This is a genomic window from Pseudomonas sp. FG36, assembly GCF_057809275.1.
This window is the reverse complement of the sequence record NZ_JBMDJQ010000049.1, coordinates 16,025-33,247: the sequence shown is the minus strand read 5'-3', so window position 1 is coordinate 33,247 and position 17,223 is coordinate 16,025. Positions and strand designations below refer to the sequence as shown.

The following is a 17,223-nucleotide window of genomic DNA, read 5'->3' as shown; positions in this document are numbered from 1 at the left end:
CTCCCCCCGTTTCGCCTTGTCTGGCCTTCGCGCAGACACATTTCGTACAGACCCTGGCCGTCATCCGTCGGTAACAATCGCTGGATAGCCTGCGGGTTATTTAGGGACGTTGCCATGCAAGACGCACCCGCCTTCACCGCTGTGCTGTTCGGCCTGCGCGGCTGCCTGGTCCAGGCGACCGACGGCAGCCCCCTGCCCGCCCCCGGCGCCCTGGATTCCCTGCTTCGCCTGCGCTCGCAGCAGGTGCCGTGCATCTGGCTCGACGAACTCAGCGCCACCCTGGGCAAACGCCTTAGCAGCGTGCTGCCCGACTGGCTGCCGGGCCACTGCGCCAATGGCAGCAAATGGCCGACCCCCAACGCCTGCTGGCAGGCGCTGATGAACTTGCAAAGCCAGCGCCTGGACGGCTGCGTGCTGGTCAGTGGCGAGCCGCTGCTGCTGCAGTCGGGGCTCAATGCCGGGCTGTGGACGGTGGGGCTGGCGGCCTGTGATCAGGGCTCGGCGCAATGGCAGGCGCTGAGCCGGCAGGAACAGGAACTGGCTCGCGGCAAGGCCACCCTGGCGCTGTTCGGCCTGGGTGTGCATTCGGTGATCGACCACCTCGAATCCCTCGATGCCTGCCTCGCGGATATCGCCCAGCGCCGGCACAAAGGCGAGAAACCCTGATACATCCCCGTTGATACGGGTCATGCAAAGCGTCGGCAGGTGGATTACGCTAGAGGACAGGCCCGAACCTTTGCCGCTTCGCTGAGGTCCATGCCTTGCCAAGTCATTGATGGAGTAAGAACAATGCCTGCCCGCGAACTGCAAGAGCGCCTGAATAGCCTGCGCGAGCAACTGGATCGCAATGTGCCGCTTTCGGAAGAGGAGCTGGCCAGCCTGCATGAAGAAGCCAGGCAGATCGAGGCCCAGCTGAAGCTTGAGGAAGCCACCCCGGACAACAACCTCGTCGACGGCGTGAACCTCGCCATCGAACGCTTCGAGGCCGAACATCCCGACCTTACCGCCACCCTGCGCAGCATTGCCAACTCGCTGCACAGCATGGGGATCTGAACCCAACGGGGCCGCTTTGCGGCCCCGTTACATTACTGCCGCACCAACCGCAGGTTCTGCGGGTTGATCGCTCCGGTGCTGCGGTACGGGTTGATATCCAGCCCACCCCGGCGCACATACCGTGCATACACCGTCAGGTGCTCAGGCTTGAGCAGGTTCTTCAGGTCCAGGTAGATCCGCTCCACGCACTGCTCGTGGAAGTCGGCATGCTGGCGGAAGCTGATCAGGTAGGTCAGCAGGCTGGCATGGTCCAGCGCCCGCCCCTTGTATTCCACCACCACGCTGCCCCAGTCCGGCTGGCCGGTAACCGGGCAGTTGGATTTGAGCAGGTGGCTGTGCACGGTCTCTTCCACCACGCGATCCGCCGCGCAGCGCAGCAGTTCAGGCTGCGGTTGCTCGTAGTTGCTGATGCTCACATCCAGCGCATCGATGCACTGGCCCGGCAAGGCAGTCACGCCTTGGCCTTCGGCCTCGACCAGGGTGCTGACCTTGACCGCGACCGGCTTGCCCGCAGCGGCGGACAGGTCTTTTACCAGGCACGCCTGCAACTCGGCCACCGAGGCGAACACGGTCTGGTTCAGCGAGTTGAGGTACAGCTTGAAGGACTTGGACTCGATGATGTTCGGCGAGTCGCAAGGGATGGCGAACTCGCCGATGGCCACCACCGGCTTGCCTGAAGGCAGCAGCCAGGACAGCTCGAAGCAGTTCCAGAAATCCACGCCCTGCCACGGCAGCGCGTCGCCACTGACACCCAGTTCGGCCCACTTGGCCAGGCGCGGGATGGGGAACAGCAGCGAGGGGGTGTAGGTGGCGACGTATTCGCTGGACTTGCCCAGCGGGGAGTGTTCGGCGGCGGGATGCATGGAAACTGACCTGAAGGTTCGAAATTGCCCCTAGTCTACCGGTTTTGCACCCCGCCTTGGAGCCGATGTCACTCGATGGTCAACGGCCCGACCATGCCGGCCTGGTAATGGCCCGGTACGTTGCAGGCGAACTCGATGGGTGCCGACTTGCGGAAGGTCCAGGTCAGCTCCGCGCGCTGGCCAGGCTGCACCAGCACGGTGTTGCCGGTGTCGTGGCCATGGCCGCCGCCCATCATCTGGCTGTGATCCATCTGGCCATGATCCATGCCTTCGTGATTCATGCCGGCGGTAAAGATCTTGCCCTGCATGGCGACCATTTCCTTTTGATGCTCGGCGTGCATGGCCTTGTCGCCCAGGTTGAACTCGTGGGGCAGCTTGCCTTCGTTGACCAGCACGAAACGTACGGTTTCGCCGGCCTTGACCTTGATGCTCTTGGGTTCGAAGGCGATGTCCTTGAGCACCACCTCGACAGTGCGGGTGGCCTTGGCTGCCGGCGCCGGCTCGCCGAAGGCGAAGGGTTTGGCTTCGCCAGCGAAGGTGGGCAGGCTGGTCAGGGCAAGCACGGCGGTGAGGAACAGGTGTTTCATGGGTGACTCCAGATCAATGCAGCGAAGATGGCGCCATTGTCGAAAAGGCTGGCTGGCAGCTGGCTGACGGGAAGATTACAACTTTGTCAGCTTGGGCAGGCCGCCAGATCGTCACGTATCATTTCGGCATCACGTTGGCCCGAACCGTTGGTAAACACATGAAACTGCTGATCGTCGAAGACCAGGCCAAGACCGGCCAGTACCTGAGCCAGGGCTTGAGCGAGGCCGGCTTCGCCACCGAACTGGCCAGCGACGGCGACACCGGCCAGCACCTGGCCCTGAGCGGCGACCACGACCTGCTGATCCTCGACGTGATGCTGCCGGGGCGCAACGGCTGGCAGATCCTCCAGGCGGTGCGCCAGGCCGGGCTGGACACCCCGGTGCTGTTCCTCACCGCCCGTGACGCCGTCGAGGACCGCGTGCACGGCCTGGAGCTGGGCGCCGACGACTACCTGGTCAAACCCTTCGCCTTCTCCGAACTGCTGGCCCGCGTGCGCAGCCTCCTGCGCCGTGGCGCCAGTGCCAGCCAGGATACCTGCCTGGCCCTGGCCGACCTGCGCCTGGACCTGATCCGCCGCCGCGCCGAGCGCGCCGGCCAGCGCATCGACCTGACCGCCAAGGAGTTCGCCCTGCTCGAACTGCTGCTGCGCCGCCAGGGCGAGGTGCTGCCCAAGTCGCTGATCGCCTCGCAGGTGTGGGACATGAATTTCGACAGCGATACCAACGTCATCGAGGTGGCCATCCGCCGCCTGCGCCTGAAGATCGACGACAGCCATGCCACCAAGCTGATCCACACCGTGCGCGGCATGGGCTACGTGCTCGAAGAGCGCCACGACTGATGCGCCGCCTGTCCCTGGGCAGCCGCCTGGCGCTGCTGTTCGCCGCCTGCACCGCCACCGTGTCGCTGGGCGCCGGCCTGCTGTTCAGCCGCGCCAGCGAGCAGCATTTCGTCGAACTCGACCAGCAATTGCTCAGCGGCCGGCTTTCGCTGATGAGCAGCCTGCTCGCCGGCGTCGCCACCCAGGAGCAACTGGCCATGCGCCTGCCGGCGCTGCTCAACGAGCTGAGTCACCAGTCCGACCTGGCCTTGCGTGTGCGCGGCGCCGACGGTGCGCTCTGGTTCGCCAGCCGCGGCGAGCTGCCGCAAGCCCCCGCCCCCACCGGCCTGGCCACCCTGCACAGCCACGGGGTCGATTACCGCAGCCTCAGCGCGCCACTGATCGACGGCCAGCCCGCTGCGCCGCAACTGACCCTGTTCCTCGACATCACCCACCACCAGCACTTCCTGCAAGGCATGCAGCGGTTGATCTGGCTCACCGTCGGCCTGTCGGCGCTGGCCACCGCGCTGCTCGGCGCCTGGGCCGTACGCCGTGGCCTGAAACCGCTGCGGCAGATGGGCAAGGTGGCCGCCAGCGTCACCGCCGGCTCGCTGACCACGCGCTTGCCGGCCGCCGAGATGCCCGAGGAACTGGCCGAGCTGGCCGGCACCGTCAACGCCATGCTGCAGCGCCTGGACGATGCCTTCCAGCGCCTGTCGGCGTTCTCCGCCGACATCGCCCACGAGCTGCGCACGCCACTGTCCAACCTGCTGACCCACACCCAGGTCACCCTCACCCGTCCGCGCAGCCTGGAGGAGTATCGCGAGGCCCTGCACGGCAACCTCGAGGAGCTGCAATGGATGGCCCAGCTGGTCAACGACATGCTCTACCTGGCCAAGGCCGACCACGGCCTGCTGATGCCCAACCGCCAGCCGCTGGACCTGGCGACGGAGGTCGATGCGTTGCAGGAGTACTACGCACCGCTGGCCGAGGACGCTGAGGTACGCTTGCTGCGTGAGGGCCAGGCCCACACTGAAGGCGACCGGCACATGTTGCGCCGGGCGCTATCCAACTTGTTGGACAACGCCCTGCGCTTCACCCCTGCCGGTGGGGAGATCCGGGTAAGCCTGGAGCCTGGGCTGCGCATCGTGGTGGCCAACACCGGGCCGGCGATTGCGCCGCAACTGCTTGAGCGATTGTTCGACCGCTTCTACCGGGCGGATCCGGCGCGCCAGGAAGGCAGCAGCGAGCATGCGGGGTTGGGACTGGCGATCACCCGCTCGATCGTGCAGGCACACGGTGGGAAAATTCGGGCGGAGTGTGAAGATGGATGGACGCGGTTCGTGATCGAGTTGCCCGCGTAGGGGCGCAAAGCGCCCCCCGGTGTTGCAATGTCTTACTCGTAACGCAACGCCATCGCCGGCTCGATCTGCGAGGCGCGGTAGGCCGGGTAGATCGTCGCCAGGAAGCTCATCACCAGCCCCGCCACGCAGATGATCGCCACATCGCCCCATTGCAACTCCGACGGCAGGCTGCTGATGAAGTAGATGTCGGAGGTGAAAATATGCTGGCCGCTGACTCGCTCGAGCCAACCGACCACCGCGCTGACGTTCAGCGCCAGGATCACCCCCAGCACTCCGCCAAGCAAGGTGCCGACGATACCGATCAAGCTGCCCTGGACCATGAAGGTGCCCATGATCTGCGCCGGCGTGGCGCCGATGGTGCGCAGGATGGCGATATCCGCGCCCTTGTCGTTCACCACCATCACCAGGGTGGCGATGATGTTGAACGCGGCCACGGCGATGATCATCATCAGCAGCAGGCCGATCATGGTCTTTTCCATCTTCATAGCGCTGAACAGGCTGCCCTGGGTGTGCGACCAGTCATCGGCGCGGTAGCCTTCGCCCAGTCCTGCGGCGATGGCCTTGGACACTTGCGGCGCGGCATACAGGTCATGCAGTTTCAGGCGCACGCCCTGCACCTGGCCCGGTGCCCAGCGCTGCATCTCGCCGGCATCGGCGACGTGGATGTAGGCCTGGGAGCCATCCAGCTCGGCACCGACCTTGAAGATGCCGACCACGGTCAGGCGCTGCATGCGCGGGGTGATGCCGCCCGGCTCCTTGCTGATCTCCGGGACGATCAGGGTCAGCTTGTCGCCGGTGTTCAGGCGAAAACGCCGCGCGGTCAATTCACCGATGACCACGCCATACTCGCCCGGCACCAGGTCCTGCAGGCTGCCCTGGACGATGTGCTGGGTGACGATGGAGACCTTGCCCTCCTCAACCGGATCGATGCCGGCGACCTGGATCGGCTGCATCGCCCCCTTGTACGAGAGCATGCCTTCCATCTCGGTGATCGGCGCGGCGGCCATTACCGCCGGATTGCCTTCGGCAGCGGCGGCGACCTTGCGCCAGTCATCCAGCGGTTGCACGCCGAGGATGGCGGCATGAGGCACCAGGCCGAGCACTCGCGAACTCATTTCGCGCTGGAAGCCGTTCATCACCGACAACACCGTGATCATGGCCAGCACGCCGAGCGACAGGCCGATCATCGAGGTCATCGAGATGAACGAGATGAAGTGATTGCGGCGCTTGGCACGGGTGTAGCGGGCACCGATGAACAAGGACAAGGGTCTGAACATGAACGGGAACACCCAAGTAGAAAAAGAACCGGGGCCGCCTCACGGGGCCCCGCGCAAGCGACTCAGATCGCCACCAGGTGCCCGTCTTCCAGGCTCAGCACACGGTCCATCTGGCGCGCCAGATTGAGGTCGTGGGTCACCACCAGGAAGGCGGTCTGCGAGTGGGTAGACAACTCGCGCATCAGCTCCTGGATGCCCTGGGCGGTATGGTGGTCGAGGTTGCCGGTGGGCTCGTCGAGCATCACTAGGCCCGGGCGGTTGACCAGGGCGCGGGCAATCGCCACGCGCTGGCGCTCACCACCAGACAGCTCGGCCGGCTTGTGATTGAGGCGGTGGCCCAGGCCAACGCGCTTGAGCAGCGCCTCGGCGCGCTCGCGGGCCTCGCTGATCGGGGTCTTGCCGATCAGCAGCGGCATGCAGGCGTTCTCCAGGGCGGTGAACTCTGCCAGCAGGTGGTGGAACTGGTAGACGAAGCCCAGCGCGCGATTGCGCAGCAGGCCGCGGGCCCGCTCGCCCAGTGCCGACAGCTCTTCGCCGGCCAGCCAGACACTGCCCTGCGTCGGCGTGTCTAGGCCGCCCAGCAGGTTGAGCAGGGTACTCTTGCCCGAACCCGAGCTGCCGACGATGGCCACCCGCTCGCCCGGGTGCAGCTCGAGGTTCAACCCCGACAACACCTGCACCGACTCCGGGCCTTCCTCGTAGCTCTTGCCCAGGTTGCGGCAGCTCAACACGGCTTTATCACTCATGCGCGACTCACTCATAACGTAGCGCCTCTGCAGGCTGGGTGCGCGAGGCGCGCCAGGCCGGGTACAGGGTGGCGAAGAAACTCAGGACCAGCGCCGCACCGCAGACCATGTACACGTCCTGGGCCTGGATCTGCGACGGCAGGTAATCGATGAAGTACACGTCGGCATTGAGGAACTTGTGCCCGATCAGGGCTTCGATGCCGGCGATGGCCGCGCTCACGTTGAGCGCGCCAAGGATGCCCAGCACCGCGCCGATCAGCGTGCCGACCACGCCGATCACCGTGCCCTGGACCATGAAGATGGCCATGATCTGCCCGGGCGTGGCGCCCAGGGTGCGCAGGATGGCGATGTCGCCGCGCTTGTCGTTGACCACCATCACCAGGGTGGAAATGATGTTGAACGCCGCCACCGCGACGATCAGCAACAGCAGCAGGCCGATCATGGATTTCTCCATGCGGATTGCCTGGTACAGGTTGCCGTGGGTACGGGTCCAGTCCCGCGGGTAGTACTCCTGCTCGCCCAGCTGCTGGGCGATGGCCCAGGTGGCGCGCGGCGCCTGGAACAGGTCGTCGAACTTCAGGCGCACGCCCTGGACCTGGTCGGCCTTCCAGCGATGCAGCCGCGACAGGTCGGCGATGTTGGTCAGGCCCAGGTAGCCGTCGATCTCACCGGCGCCGACATGGAAGGTGCCGACCACGGTGAAGCGCTTCATGCGCGGGAACATGCCCGCCGGGGTCACGCTGACCTCGGGGGCGACGAAGGTCAGCTTGTCGCCGATGGCCACGCCCAGCTTCTGCGCGGCCTTGTCGCCGATCATGATGCCCCACTCGCCCGGCGCCAGCTTGTCGAGGCTGCCGTCGAGGACGAACTTGTCGATGATCGACACCTCGCGCTCGCGGGCCGGATCGATGCCGTTGAGCAGCACCTTCTGCACCTTGCCCTCATGGGTCAGCAGGCCCTGCATCTGGGTGAAGGGCGCGACCGCCAGCACCTGCGGATTCTGCTTTACTTTAGAGGCGAGGGCCTGCCAGTCGTCGATCGGCTGGCCGGTCTCCAGCGTGGCGTGGGGGATCATCCCCAGCACGCGGGTACGCATCTCGTGGTCGAACCCGTTCATCACCGACAGCACCACGATCATCACCACCACGCCCAGGGCGAGGCCGATCATCGAGGTGAGCGAAATGAACGAGACGAAGTGATTGCGGCGCTTGGCACGGGTGTAGCGCGTACCAATGAATACGAATAGAGGTCTGAACATGTCGGGGCTTGTTCGGATGAAAGGGAACGTCCTTGTGGCGAGGCGCCTACGGCGGCTTTACACTCGGACCACCGCCGTAACCTTGGGTTCGCCATGACGACATTAGACGAAGAAGATCGCCGCGAATACTACCGCATCGAAGATCGGATCGCACTTCAAATCAGCCCCCTCAGCGCGGCCGAAGCCCTTGAGACAGAACTGTTGCAGGATGATTCTGAGCTGTTCAACCTGCTCAGCGAACTGCACCTGTCGGACTTCGAGTCGCAACACCTGCTGCGCCAGTTGAGCGAGAAGGACCGCACCCTGGCCGCCTTCCTGCGCGCCCAGAACAAACGCCTGGACCTGCTCAGCGCCGTGGTCGCGCAAACCCTGATCGGCGAAATCGGCCGGCCGACGCCGGTGATCATTTCCGAAGGCGGCATCGAGTTCGCCCAGGCGCAGAAGATCGCGCCCGGCACCCGGGTCAAGGTGAAGATGGTGCTGATGCCCCGAGCCCACGGCCTGCTGCTGCGCGGCCGGGTCACCCATTGCGACCCGCGCCCGGACGGCGACTTCGAGGTCGGCACCGAATTCATCGACATGACCGACGCCCAGCGCCAGCTCCTGGCCCGCTACATCCTGCAGCGCCAGCAACAGCAACGGCGCCAGGCGCTGGAGCAGAACGAGCCGGACGCATAAGCCCTTTTTCCCTGATTTGAAGGAACGAACGTGACCCTGATCTATGGCCACCGCGGCGCCAAGGGCGAAGCACCCGAGAACACCCTGCAGAGTTTCCGCCAGTGCCTGTCCCATGGCGTGGACCGCTGCGAACTCGACCTGCACCTGTCGGCCGACAACGAGCTGATGGTGATCCACGACCCGACCCTCAAGCGCACCACCGGCCGGCGCGGCAAGGTGGTCGAGCACACCGCCGCCGAGCTAGTGACCTACGATGCCCGCAAGGGCGGGCCGGGCCATGTACAGCCCTGCCCCATCCCACGGCTCGAGGAACTGTTCGCGAAGTGCCCGTTCGAGCATTGGCAGCTGGAGGTCAAGAGCGCCTCGCGCACCCGCGCCGCCAGCACGGTGCTGGCGATCCGCGAACTGGCCCTGCAGCACGGCCTGCTGGACAAGGTGACCATCACCTCGAGCTCACGGGAAGTGCTCGGCGCCGCGCAGGAACTGGTGCCGGACGTGAAGCGCGGGCTGGTCGCCGAGTATGCCTGGCTCGACCCGTTGAAGGTCGCGCAGAACTACGGCTGCGAGATGCTGGCATTGAACTGGACGCTGTGCACCCCCGAGCGCCTGATCAAGGCGCAGCGCCAGGGTTTGCACGTGTCGGTGTGGACGGTCAACGAACCGGCACTGATGCGCCGGCTCGCTGATTTTGGCGTGGACAGCCTGATTACAGACTTTCCCGGTTTGGCCAGGACCACCCTCGGGTAGGGCTGAAATCGGTCTCCCCGACCGGCTCAGGCCACCGGTCGGAGCCGCTCAAAAAAGCCGGTTCAGACCATCATAGGCGGCTACCCGATAGGCCTCGGCCATGGTCGGGTAGTTGAAGGTGGTGTTGACGAAGTATTTCAGGTTGTTCTGCTCGCCCGGCTGGTTCATCACCGCCTGGCCGATGTGGACGATCTCCGAGGCCTGGTAGCCGAAGCAGTGCACACCCAGGACCTCCAGGGTCTCGCGGTGGAACAGGATCTTCAGCATGCCTTGCGGCTCGCCGGCGATCTGCGCACGGGCCATGCTCTTGAAGAAGGCCTTGCCCACTTCGTAGGGCACCTTGGCCTGGGTCAGCTCCTGCTCGTTCTTGCCGATCGAGCTGATCTCCGGAATGGTGTAGATGCCGGTCGGCACGTCGTTGACGAAGCGCCAGCTGCCGTTGTCGACGATGCTGCCGGCCGCCGAGCGGCCCTGGTCGTGGGCGGCGCTGGCCAGGCTCGGCCAGCCGATCACATCACCGGCACCGTAGATGTTCGGCACGCTGGTGCGGTAGGTCTCGTCGACCTCGATCTGGCCACGGCTGTTGACCTTGATACCGATGTTCTCCAGGCCCAGCTTGTCGGTGTTGCCGGTACGCCCGTTGCACCACAGCAAGGCGTCGGCCTTGATCTTCTTGCCCGACTTCAGGTGCAGGATCACCCCGTTGTCCAGGCCTTCGACACGGTCGTACTCCTCGTTGTGGCGCACGGTGATGTTGTTGTTGCTGAAGTGGTAGCTCAGCGCCTGGGAAATCTCCGAATCCAGGAAGCTCAACAGCTGGCCGCGGTTGTCGACCAGTTCCACCAGCACACCCAGGCCGCTGAAGATCGAGGCGTATTCGCAACCGATCACCCCGGCGCCGTAGACGATCAGCTTGCGCGGGGTATGGCTGAGGCTGAGGATGGTGTCGCTGTCATAGACGCGCGGGTGGTGGAAGTCGATGTCGGCCGGACGGTACGGGCGCGAGCCGGTGGCGATGATGATGTGCTTGGCGTTGAGCTTCTCGACCACGCCGTTGGGGCAGACCACTTCGACGGTCTGCTCGTCGGCGAAGCTGCCGGTGCCGACGAACACATCGACGCGGTTGCGCGCGTAGTAGCCGGTGCGCGAGGCGACCTGCTTGCTGATGACCTTCTCGGCGCTCTTGAGCACGTCGGGGAAGGAGAACCAGCGCGGCTCGCCGATGGCGCGGAACATCGGGTTGGTGTTGAACTGCATGATCTGCCGCACGGAGTGACGCAGTGCCTTGGACGGGATGGTGCCCAGGTGGGTGCAGTTGCCACCGACCTGGCGACGGCTGTCGACCATGGCCACCTTGCGCCCTGCTTTGGCGGCGTTCATTGCCGCGCCCTCACCGGCCGGGCCGGAACCCAGCACCACTACGTCGTAGTTGTAGACAGCCATGCGTACTCCTTCAGAACTGGCCCGCCGGCCGGATGGCCGCGGGGCGCGATCATGTCGCCGGGGCGCCATGAGAAAATTCGGGTGCAGTCTAATCAAGCGTGAACGCCGCGCACATTAACCCTTGGTCGCGTCGTAGGCCATTATTGCCTGCACTACATGTCGTTTCACCGTTTCCCTGGCTTCGATCATCCGTGGCTTGCCTTTCACTCGCCTTTCACCCGCCGCTCGAAGGCCGGCGTGGAACGGGAGACGAAACCACCCTCGACCCGGGTCACCAGCACCGCGGCGATACCGTGGGCGATGGCGAAATCCCAGCCTTGCTGCGGCCCGAGGATCAACAGCAGGGTCGAGTAGCCGTCGGCCAGCAGCGCCGAGGCGTCGAGCACCGTCACCGCCGCCAGGTCGTGGGCGACCGGGCGCCCGAGACGGGCATCGAAGGTGTGCGAATAGAGCCGGCCATTGTCCTCGAAATAATGCCGATAGTCACCCGAGGTCGATACGGCCAAGTCCTGCACGTCGATGACCTGGCGGGCGATCTGGCGATCCTCGCGCGGCAGCTCCAGCGCTACCCGCCAGGCACTGCCGTCGGGCTTGCGGCCCACGGCCTTGAGCTCACCGGTGGCCTCGGCGAGGAAGTTGTCGATGCCCATGGCGCGCAGGCGCTGGGCGATCAGGTCGACGGCGTGGCCAGCGGCGATGCTGTTGAAATCCAGCTCGATGGCGGCGTCCTTGCACAGGGCCTCGCCCTCGAGGCGCAGGTGGCGGTAACCCACACGCAGGCGCGCCCTGGCCAGCGCCTGCGGCTCCGGCACCTGCATTTCGCGGGCCTGCGGGCCGAAGCCCCAGAGGTCGAGTAGCGGTTCGACGGTAAGGTCAAAGGCACCCTGGCTCTGTTCGGCCAGGTGCTGGCCGAAAGTAACCAGTTCCTGCATGTCGGCATCGATGGGCAGGCACTGGTTGGCCGGCAACAGGTTGAAACGGCTGACGATGGAGTCGCCGCGGTAGGTGGAGTAATGCGCGTCGATGGCCTGCAGGACGCTTTCGACCGCCGCCTGCACCTGCTCCGGCGCCGGGCCGCCGGGCTGGCGCACGTACTGGATGCTGTAGCTGCTGCCCATGGTCGGGCCGCCGAAACGCTCGAGGGTCGGGGTTGGCTTGCAGGCGGACATCAGGATGAGGATGAAGATTAAAAGCGCACGCAATCTTTAGATCTCAAGTGTCAGGACTGCCCCACGCTGAGGCCAGGCGAAAAAAAACGGGAACCCGAAGGTTCCCGTTTTCTCAACGCATTACAAGCGGATCAGCGTGGAAACGCTGGCGGGTTCACACCGGCCATGTCTTCCATCACGCGCACCACCTGGCAGCTGTAACCGAATTCGTTGTCGTACCAGACGTACAGGACAACACGGTTGTCGTTGCAGATGGTCGCCTCGGCGTCGACCACACCGGCGTGGCGCGAACCGACGAAGTCGGTCGATACCACTTCCTGGGAACTGACGTAGTCGATCTGCTTGTGCAGCTCGGAGTGCATGGCGGTCTGGCGCAGGTACTCGTTCAGCTCTTCGCGGTTGGTGGCTTTCTCGAGGTTCAGGTTGAGAATGGCCATCGAAACGTTCGGCGTCGGAACACGGATCGCGTTACCGGTCAGCTTGCCCTTGAGCACTGGCAGCGCCTTGGCGGCGGCAGTGGCGGCACCGGTCTCGGTGATGACCATGTTCAGCGGCGCGGCGCGGCCACGGCGGCTGCCCTTGTGGAAGTTGTCGATCAGGTTCTGGTCGTTGGTGAACGAGTGAACGGTTTCGACGTGGCCGTTGACGATGCCGTACTGGTCGTTGATGGCCTTGAGCACCGGCACGATGGCGTTGGTGGTGCAGGACGCCGCCGAGATGATCTTGTCGTCGGCGCTGATGTCGCCGTGGTTGATGCCGTGCACGATGTTCTTCAGCGCGCCCTTGCCAGGTGCGGTGAGGATCACGCGGGCGGCGCCCGGGCAGGCCAGGTGCTGGCCGAGGCCGTCGGCGTCACGCCAGACACCGGTGTTGTCGACGATCAGCGCATCGTTGATGCCGTACTGGGTGTAGTCGACTTCGCTCGGGCTCTTGGCGTAGATCACCTGGATCAGGTTGCCGTTGGCGGTGATGGTGTTGTTGGCTTCATCGATGACGATGGTGCCGTCGAACGGACCGTGCACCGAGTCGCGACGCAGCAGGCTGGCGCGCTTGACCAGGTCGTTCTCGGCGCCCTTGCGCACGACGATGGCGCGCAGGCGCAGGCCGTCGCCGCCACCGGTCTTCTCGATCAGGATACGCGCCAGCAGGCGGCCGATGCGGCCGAAGCCGTACAGCACGACGTCGGTGCCCTTGCGTGCGGAAGCGTTCTGCTGACCCACGACGTCGGCCAGTTCGTCACGGACGAACTGCTCGGCGCTGCGGCCATTGCCTTCGACCTTGAACTTGTTGGCCAGCTTGCCCAGGTCCACCGAGGCGGCGCCCAGCTTCAGCTCGCTCATGGCCTTGAGCAGGGGGAATGTCTCGTGGACGGACAGCTCGGTCTCGTCGGTCTGACGGTGACGGGCAAAGCGGTGGGCTTTGAGGATCGAGATAACCGAACGGTTGATCAGGCTGCGGCCATAGATCGAGCTCACCACGTTGTTGTTGCGGTAGAGCTGACCGATAAGCGGGATCATCGCTTCAGCCAGGGCTTCACGATCGATCCACTCACCAAGACACTGGTCGGGCTTCTGAGTCACGGTAACCTTCCACATGTAGGGGAACAAAAAAGGGGCTACATTATGACGCCCCGCGGCGTATCGGGCAATGAGCGCCTGTCGCCGGCGCCAACCCCCGTCGCCAAGCCCTTTCGAACCTGACAGCGCGCCTCGTCACCGGTACAATCGACCTCTTTGCCGCAACGCTTGGAGTCCGATCTCCCGTGTCAGTTCTGCGCCTACCGCAAATGTCGGCCACGGCCGGCAAACAAACCTGGGGCAACCTGCCCGGCGCGGCCTTGAGCCTGGCCGTCGCCGAGGCTGCCAGTACCGCCGGTCGCTTCACCTTGCTGCTGACCGCCGACAGCCAGGCGGCCGACCGCCTGGAGCAGGAGCTGCGCTTCTTCGCGCCAGATCTGCCGGTACTGCCTTTCCCCGACTGGGAAACCCTGCCCTACGACCTGTTCTCGCCGCACCAGGACATCATCTCCCAGCGTATCGCCAGCCTCTACCGGCTGCCGGAGCTGGACCACGGCATCCTCGTCGTGCCGATCACCACCGCCCTGCACCGCCTGGCCCCCACGCGCTTCCTGCTGGGCAGCAGCCTGGTGCTGGACGTGGGCCAGAAGATCGACGTCGAGCAGATGCGCGCGCGCCTGGAAGCCAGCGGCTACCGCTGCGTCGACACGGTCTACGAGCACGGCGAGTTCGCCGTGCGCGGCGCGCTGATCGACCTGTTCCCCATGGGCAGCAAGCAGCCGTACCGCATCGACCTGTTCGACGACGAGATCGAGACCCTGCGTACCTTCGACCCGGAGAGCCAGCGCTCGATCGACAAGGTCGACTCGATCCGCCTGTTGCCGGCGCGCGAGTTCCCCATGCAGAAGGACGAGGTGACGCGCTTCAAGGCGCGCTTCCGTGAACGCTTCGACGTCGACTTCCGCCGCAGCGCGATCTTCCAGGACCTCACCAGCGGCATCATCCCCGCCGGCATCGAGTACTACCTGCCGCTGTTCTTCGAAGAAACCGCCACCCTGTTCGACTATCTGCCGGCCGACACCCAGGTGTTCTCGCTGCCGGGCGTGGAACAGGCCGCCGAACACTTCTGGAACGATGTGCGCGGGCGCTATGAAGAGCGCCGCGGCGACATGACCCGGCCACTGCTGCCGCCGGCGGAACTGTTCCTGCCGGTGGAGGATTGCTTCGCCCGCCTCAAGCAATGGCCACGGGTGGTGGTCAGCGCCGAGGACCTCGACGCCGGCGCGGGGCGCGAGCGCTTCCCCGCCCGCGCCCTGCCCAACCTGGCCATCGAGGCCAAGGCCCACCAGCCGCTGGCGGAACTGGCCAACTTCCTCGACCAGTTCAGCGGCCGCGTGCTGTTCACCGCCGAGTCCGCGGGCCGGCGCGAAGTGCTGCTGGAGCTGCTCGAACGCCTCAAGCTGCGCCCGCAGACCGTCGACGGCTGGGCCGACTTCGTCACCGGCGGCGAACGCCTGGCGATCACCATCGCCCCCCTGGACGACGGCCTGTTGCTGGACGACCCGGCCATTGCCCTGGTAGCGGAAAGCCCGCTGTTCGGCCAGCGCGTGATGCAGCGCAGGCGCCGCGAGAAACGTGGCGAGGCGGCCAACGACGCGGTGATCAAGAACCTCACCGAGCTGCGCGAAGGCGCGCCGGTGGTGCACATCGACCATGGCGTGGGCCGCTACCTGGGCCTGGCCACCCTGGAAATCGACGGCCAGGCCGCCGAGTTCCTCACCCTCGAATACGCCGAGGGCGCCAAGCTCTACGTGCCGGTGGCCAACCTGCACCTGATCGCCCGCTACACCGGCAGCGACGACGCCCTGGCCCCACTGCACCGGCTGGGTTCCGAAGCCTGGCAGAAAGCCAAGCGCAAGGCCGCCGAGCAGGTGCGCGACGTCGCCGCCGAGCTGCTCGATATCTATGCCCGCCGCGCCGCGCGCAAAGGCTACGCCTTCGCCGACCCGGCCGCCGACTACGCCACCTTCAGCGCCGGCTTCCCGTTCGAGGAAACCCCCGACCAGCAGACCGCCATCGAAGCCGTGCGCGCCGACATGCTCGCCGGCCAGCCCATGGACCGCCTGGTGTGCGGCGACGTCGGCTTCGGCAAGACCGAAGTGGCCATGCGCGCCGCCTTCATCGCCGTGCACAGCGGCCGCCAGGTGGCGGTGCTGGTGCCCACCACCCTGCTCGCCCAGCAGCACTACAACAGCTTCCGCGACCGCTTCGCCGACTGGCCGGTAAAGGTCGAGGTGATGAGCCGCTTCAAGTCGGCCAAGGAAGTCGCAAGCGCTGCCGCGGAGCTGGCCGAGGGCAAGATCGACATCCTCATCGGCACCCACAAGCTGCTGCAGGACGATGTGCGTTTCAAGGACCTGGGCCTGGCCATCATCGACGAGGAACACCGCTTCGGCGTGCGCCAGAAGGAACAGCTCAAGGCGCTGCGCAGCGAGGTGGACATCCTCACCCTGACCGCCACGCCGATTCCGCGCACGCTGAACATGGCGGTGTCGGGCATGCGCGACCTGTCGATCATCGCCACGCCCCCGGCGCGGCGCCTGTCGGTGCGCACCTTCGTCATGGAGCAGAACAAGAGCACGGTGAAGGAAGCGCTGCTGCGCGAACTGCTGCGCGGCGGCCAGGTGTACTACCTGCACAACGATGTGAAGAGCATCGAGAAGTGCGCCGCCGAGCTGGCCGAGCTGGTGCCCGAGGCACGTATCGGTATCGGCCATGGGCAGATGCGCGAACGCGAGCTCGAGCAGGTGATGAGCGACTTCTACCACAAGCGCTTCAACGTGCTGATCGCCTCGACCATCATCGAGACCGGTATCGACGTACCGAGCGCCAACACCATCGTCATCGAGCGCGCCGACAAGTTCGGCCTGGCGCAATTGCACCAGTTGCGTGGCCGGGTCGGGCGCAGCCACCACCAGGCCTATGCCTACCTGCTGACGCCACCGCGCCAGCAGATCAGCGCCGACGCCGAGAAACGCCTCGAAGCCATCGCCAACACCCAGGACCTGGGCGCGGGCTTCGTCCTGGCCACCAACGACCTGGAGATCCGCGGCGCCGGCGAACTGCTCGGCGAAGGCCAGAGCGGGCAGATCCAGGCGGTCGGCTTCACCCTGTACATGGAGATGCTCGAACGCGCGGTCAAGGCCATCCGCAAGGGCACCCAACCTAACCTCGAACAGCCGCTGGGCGGCGGCCCGGAGATCAACCTGCGCCTGCCGGCGCTGATCCCCGAGGACTACCTGCCCGACGTGCATGCGCGCCTGATCCTCTACAAGCGCATCGCCTCGGCGGCCGACGAAGAGGGCCTCAAGGACCTGCAGGTGGAGATGATCGACCGCTTCGGCCTGCTGCCGGAGCCGACCAAGAACCTGATGCGCCTGACCCTGCTCAAGCTGCAGGCGGAAAAGCTCGGCATCAAGAAAGTCGATGCCGGCCCCAACGGCGGCAAGCTCGAGTTCGAGGCCGAAACCCCGGTCGACCCGCTGACCCTGATCAAGCTGATCCAGGGCCAGCCCAAACGCTACAAGTTCGAAGGCGCGACCCAGTTCCGCTTCCTGGTGCCGATGGAACGCCCCGAAGAACGTTTCAACACCCTGGAAGCGCTGTTCGAGCGCCTCACCCCACAAAATCCATAAGGAAGCTT

General features: G+C 65.5%; 15 protein-coding genes. 7 read left to right on the top strand and 8 right to left on the bottom strand.

The features are described from left to right. Positions 1–114: 114 nt before the first annotated feature. Both pcrP and ACODS9_RS24780 read left to right on the top strand, forming a co-directional pair. Positions 115–666: an HAD superfamily inactivated hydrolase PcrP gene (pcrP, locus tag ACODS9_RS24785; protein ID WP_046856386.1), complete on the top strand. Its 552-nt coding sequence runs from the start codon at positions 115–117 to the stop codon at positions 664–666. Positions 667–789: 123 nt separating this feature from the next. Beyond that, positions 790–1,053: a DUF4404 family protein gene (locus ACODS9_RS24780; protein ID WP_031315272.1), complete on the top strand. Its 264-nt coding sequence runs from the start codon at positions 790–792 to the stop codon at positions 1,051–1,053. A gap of 32 nt (positions 1,054–1,085) precedes the next feature. On the opposite strand, the gene queF is transcribed toward ACODS9_RS24780, so the two are convergent. Continuing rightward, positions 1,086–1,916: an NADPH-dependent 7-cyano-7-deazaguanine reductase QueF gene (gene queF / locus ACODS9_RS24775; protein ID WP_401105751.1), complete on the bottom strand. Its 831-nt coding sequence runs from the start codon at positions 1,914–1,916 to the stop codon at positions 1,086–1,088. A gap of 68 nt (positions 1,917–1,984) precedes the next feature. Continuing rightward, positions 1,985–2,503, bottom strand: coding sequence for a cupredoxin domain-containing protein (locus tag ACODS9_RS24770; RefSeq protein WP_489094986.1), 519 nt, complete (start codon positions 2,501–2,503; stop codon positions 1,985–1,987). A gap of 158 nt (positions 2,504–2,661) precedes the next feature. On the opposite strand from ACODS9_RS24770, the gene ACODS9_RS24765 reads away from it, so the two are divergent. Next, positions 2,662–3,342, top strand: a complete 681-nt coding sequence (locus ACODS9_RS24765; RefSeq protein ID WP_038705756.1) for a heavy metal response regulator transcription factor — start codon at positions 2,662–2,664, stop codon at positions 3,340–3,342. After that, a complete protein-coding gene (locus tag ACODS9_RS24760) occupies positions 3,342–4,685 on the top strand; it encodes a heavy metal sensor histidine kinase (protein WP_489094985.1) in 1,344 nt (447 codons plus the stop codon). Before ACODS9_RS24765 ends, ACODS9_RS24760 begins: the two co-directional genes overlap by 1 nt. A gap of 32 nt (positions 4,686–4,717) precedes the next feature. On the opposite strand, the gene ACODS9_RS24755 is transcribed toward ACODS9_RS24760, so the two are convergent. The 3 genes from ACODS9_RS24755 to ACODS9_RS24745 form a co-directional block, all read right to left on the bottom strand. Continuing rightward, a complete protein-coding gene (locus tag ACODS9_RS24755) occupies positions 4,718–5,962 on the bottom strand; it encodes a lipoprotein-releasing ABC transporter permease subunit (protein WP_401105745.1) in 1,245 nt (414 codons plus the stop codon). A gap of 62 nt (positions 5,963–6,024) precedes the next feature. Continuing rightward, a complete protein-coding gene (lolD, locus tag ACODS9_RS24750) occupies positions 6,025–6,708 on the bottom strand; it encodes a lipoprotein-releasing ABC transporter ATP-binding protein LolD (RefSeq protein ID WP_172670900.1) in 684 nt (227 codons plus the stop codon). 7 nt (positions 6,709–6,715) lie between these two features. Beyond that, the gene (locus tag ACODS9_RS24745) at positions 6,716–7,966 is read right to left on the bottom strand and encodes a lipoprotein-releasing ABC transporter permease subunit (RefSeq protein ID WP_046856390.1); all 1,251 of its coding nucleotides are present in this window, start codon (positions 7,964–7,966) and stop codon (positions 6,716–6,718) included. Between the two features lie 93 nt (positions 7,967–8,059). Between ACODS9_RS24745 and ACODS9_RS24740 the strand changes: the two genes are divergently transcribed. Further along, on the top strand, positions 8,060–8,644 hold the full coding sequence (locus ACODS9_RS24740; RefSeq protein ID WP_401105741.1) for a PilZ domain-containing protein: 585 nt from the start codon (positions 8,060–8,062) through the stop codon (positions 8,642–8,644). A 30-nt stretch (positions 8,645–8,674) separates the two neighbouring features. Further along, complete coding sequence (locus ACODS9_RS24735) at positions 8,675–9,391, top strand: glycerophosphodiester phosphodiesterase (RefSeq protein WP_038705752.1); 717 nt, start codon at positions 8,675–8,677, stop codon at positions 9,389–9,391. Between the two features lie 48 nt (positions 9,392–9,439). On the opposite strand, the gene sthA is transcribed toward ACODS9_RS24735, so the two are convergent. From sthA to ACODS9_RS24720, 3 genes are all read right to left on the bottom strand, one after another. Then, a complete protein-coding gene (sthA, locus tag ACODS9_RS24730; RefSeq protein WP_023631920.1) occupies positions 9,440–10,834 on the bottom strand; it encodes a Si-specific NAD(P)(+) transhydrogenase in 1,395 nt (464 codons plus the stop codon). Positions 10,835–11,037: 203 nt separating this feature from the next. Beyond that, the gene (locus tag ACODS9_RS24725; RefSeq protein WP_489094984.1) at positions 11,038–12,036 is read right to left on the bottom strand and encodes an FAD:protein FMN transferase; all 999 of its coding nucleotides are present in this window, start codon (positions 12,034–12,036) and stop codon (positions 11,038–11,040) included. Positions 12,037–12,134: 98 nt separating this feature from the next. Then, positions 12,135–13,598, bottom strand: coding sequence for a glyceraldehyde-3-phosphate dehydrogenase (locus ACODS9_RS24720; RefSeq protein WP_046856393.1), 1,464 nt, complete (start codon positions 13,596–13,598; stop codon positions 12,135–12,137). A 167-nt stretch (positions 13,599–13,765) separates the two neighbouring features. Between ACODS9_RS24720 and mfd the strand changes: the two genes are divergently transcribed. Continuing rightward, positions 13,766–17,215, top strand: coding sequence for a transcription-repair coupling factor (gene mfd, locus ACODS9_RS24715; protein ID WP_489094983.1), 3,450 nt, complete (start codon positions 13,766–13,768; stop codon positions 17,213–17,215). Positions 17,216–17,223: the final 8 nt, after the last annotated feature.

Excerpts from the sequence above, each read along its gene's own strand:
- ACODS9_RS24770 (WP_489094986.1), bottom strand. The coding sequence starts at position 2,503 with ATGAAACACCTGTTCCTCACCGCCGTGCTTGCCCTGACCAGCCTGCCC.
- sthA (WP_023631920.1), bottom strand. The coding sequence starts at position 10,834 with ATGGCTGTCTACAACTACGACGTAGTGGTGCTGGGTTCCGGCCCGGCC.
- ACODS9_RS24780 (WP_031315272.1), top strand. The coding sequence starts at position 790 with ATGCCTGCCCGCGAACTGCAAGAGCGCCTGAATAGCCTGCGCGAGCAA.
- queF (WP_401105751.1), bottom strand. The coding sequence starts at position 1,916 with ATGCATCCCGCCGCCGAACACTCCCCGCTGGGCAAGTCCAGCGAATAC.
- ACODS9_RS24765 (WP_038705756.1), top strand. The coding sequence starts at position 2,662 with ATGAAACTGCTGATCGTCGAAGACCAGGCCAAGACCGGCCAGTACCTG.
- pcrP (WP_046856386.1), top strand. The coding sequence starts at position 115 with ATGCAAGACGCACCCGCCTTCACCGCTGTGCTGTTCGGCCTGCGCGGC.
- ACODS9_RS24720 (WP_046856393.1), bottom strand. The coding sequence starts at position 13,598 with ATGTGGAAGGTTACCGTGACTCAGAAGCCCGACCAGTGTCTTGGTGAG.
- ACODS9_RS24760 (WP_489094985.1), top strand. The coding sequence starts at position 3,342 with ATGCGCCGCCTGTCCCTGGGCAGCCGCCTGGCGCTGCTGTTCGCCGCC.
- ACODS9_RS24740 (WP_401105741.1), top strand. The coding sequence starts at position 8,060 with ATGACGACATTAGACGAAGAAGATCGCCGCGAATACTACCGCATCGAA.
- ACODS9_RS24745 (WP_046856390.1), bottom strand. The coding sequence starts at position 7,966 with ATGTTCAGACCTCTATTCGTATTCATTGGTACGCGCTACACCCGTGCC.
- lolD (WP_172670900.1), bottom strand. The coding sequence starts at position 6,708 with ATGAGTGATAAAGCCGTGTTGAGCTGCCGCAACCTGGGCAAGAGCTAC.
- ACODS9_RS24755 (WP_401105745.1), bottom strand. The coding sequence starts at position 5,962 with ATGTTCAGACCCTTGTCCTTGTTCATCGGTGCCCGCTACACCCGTGCC.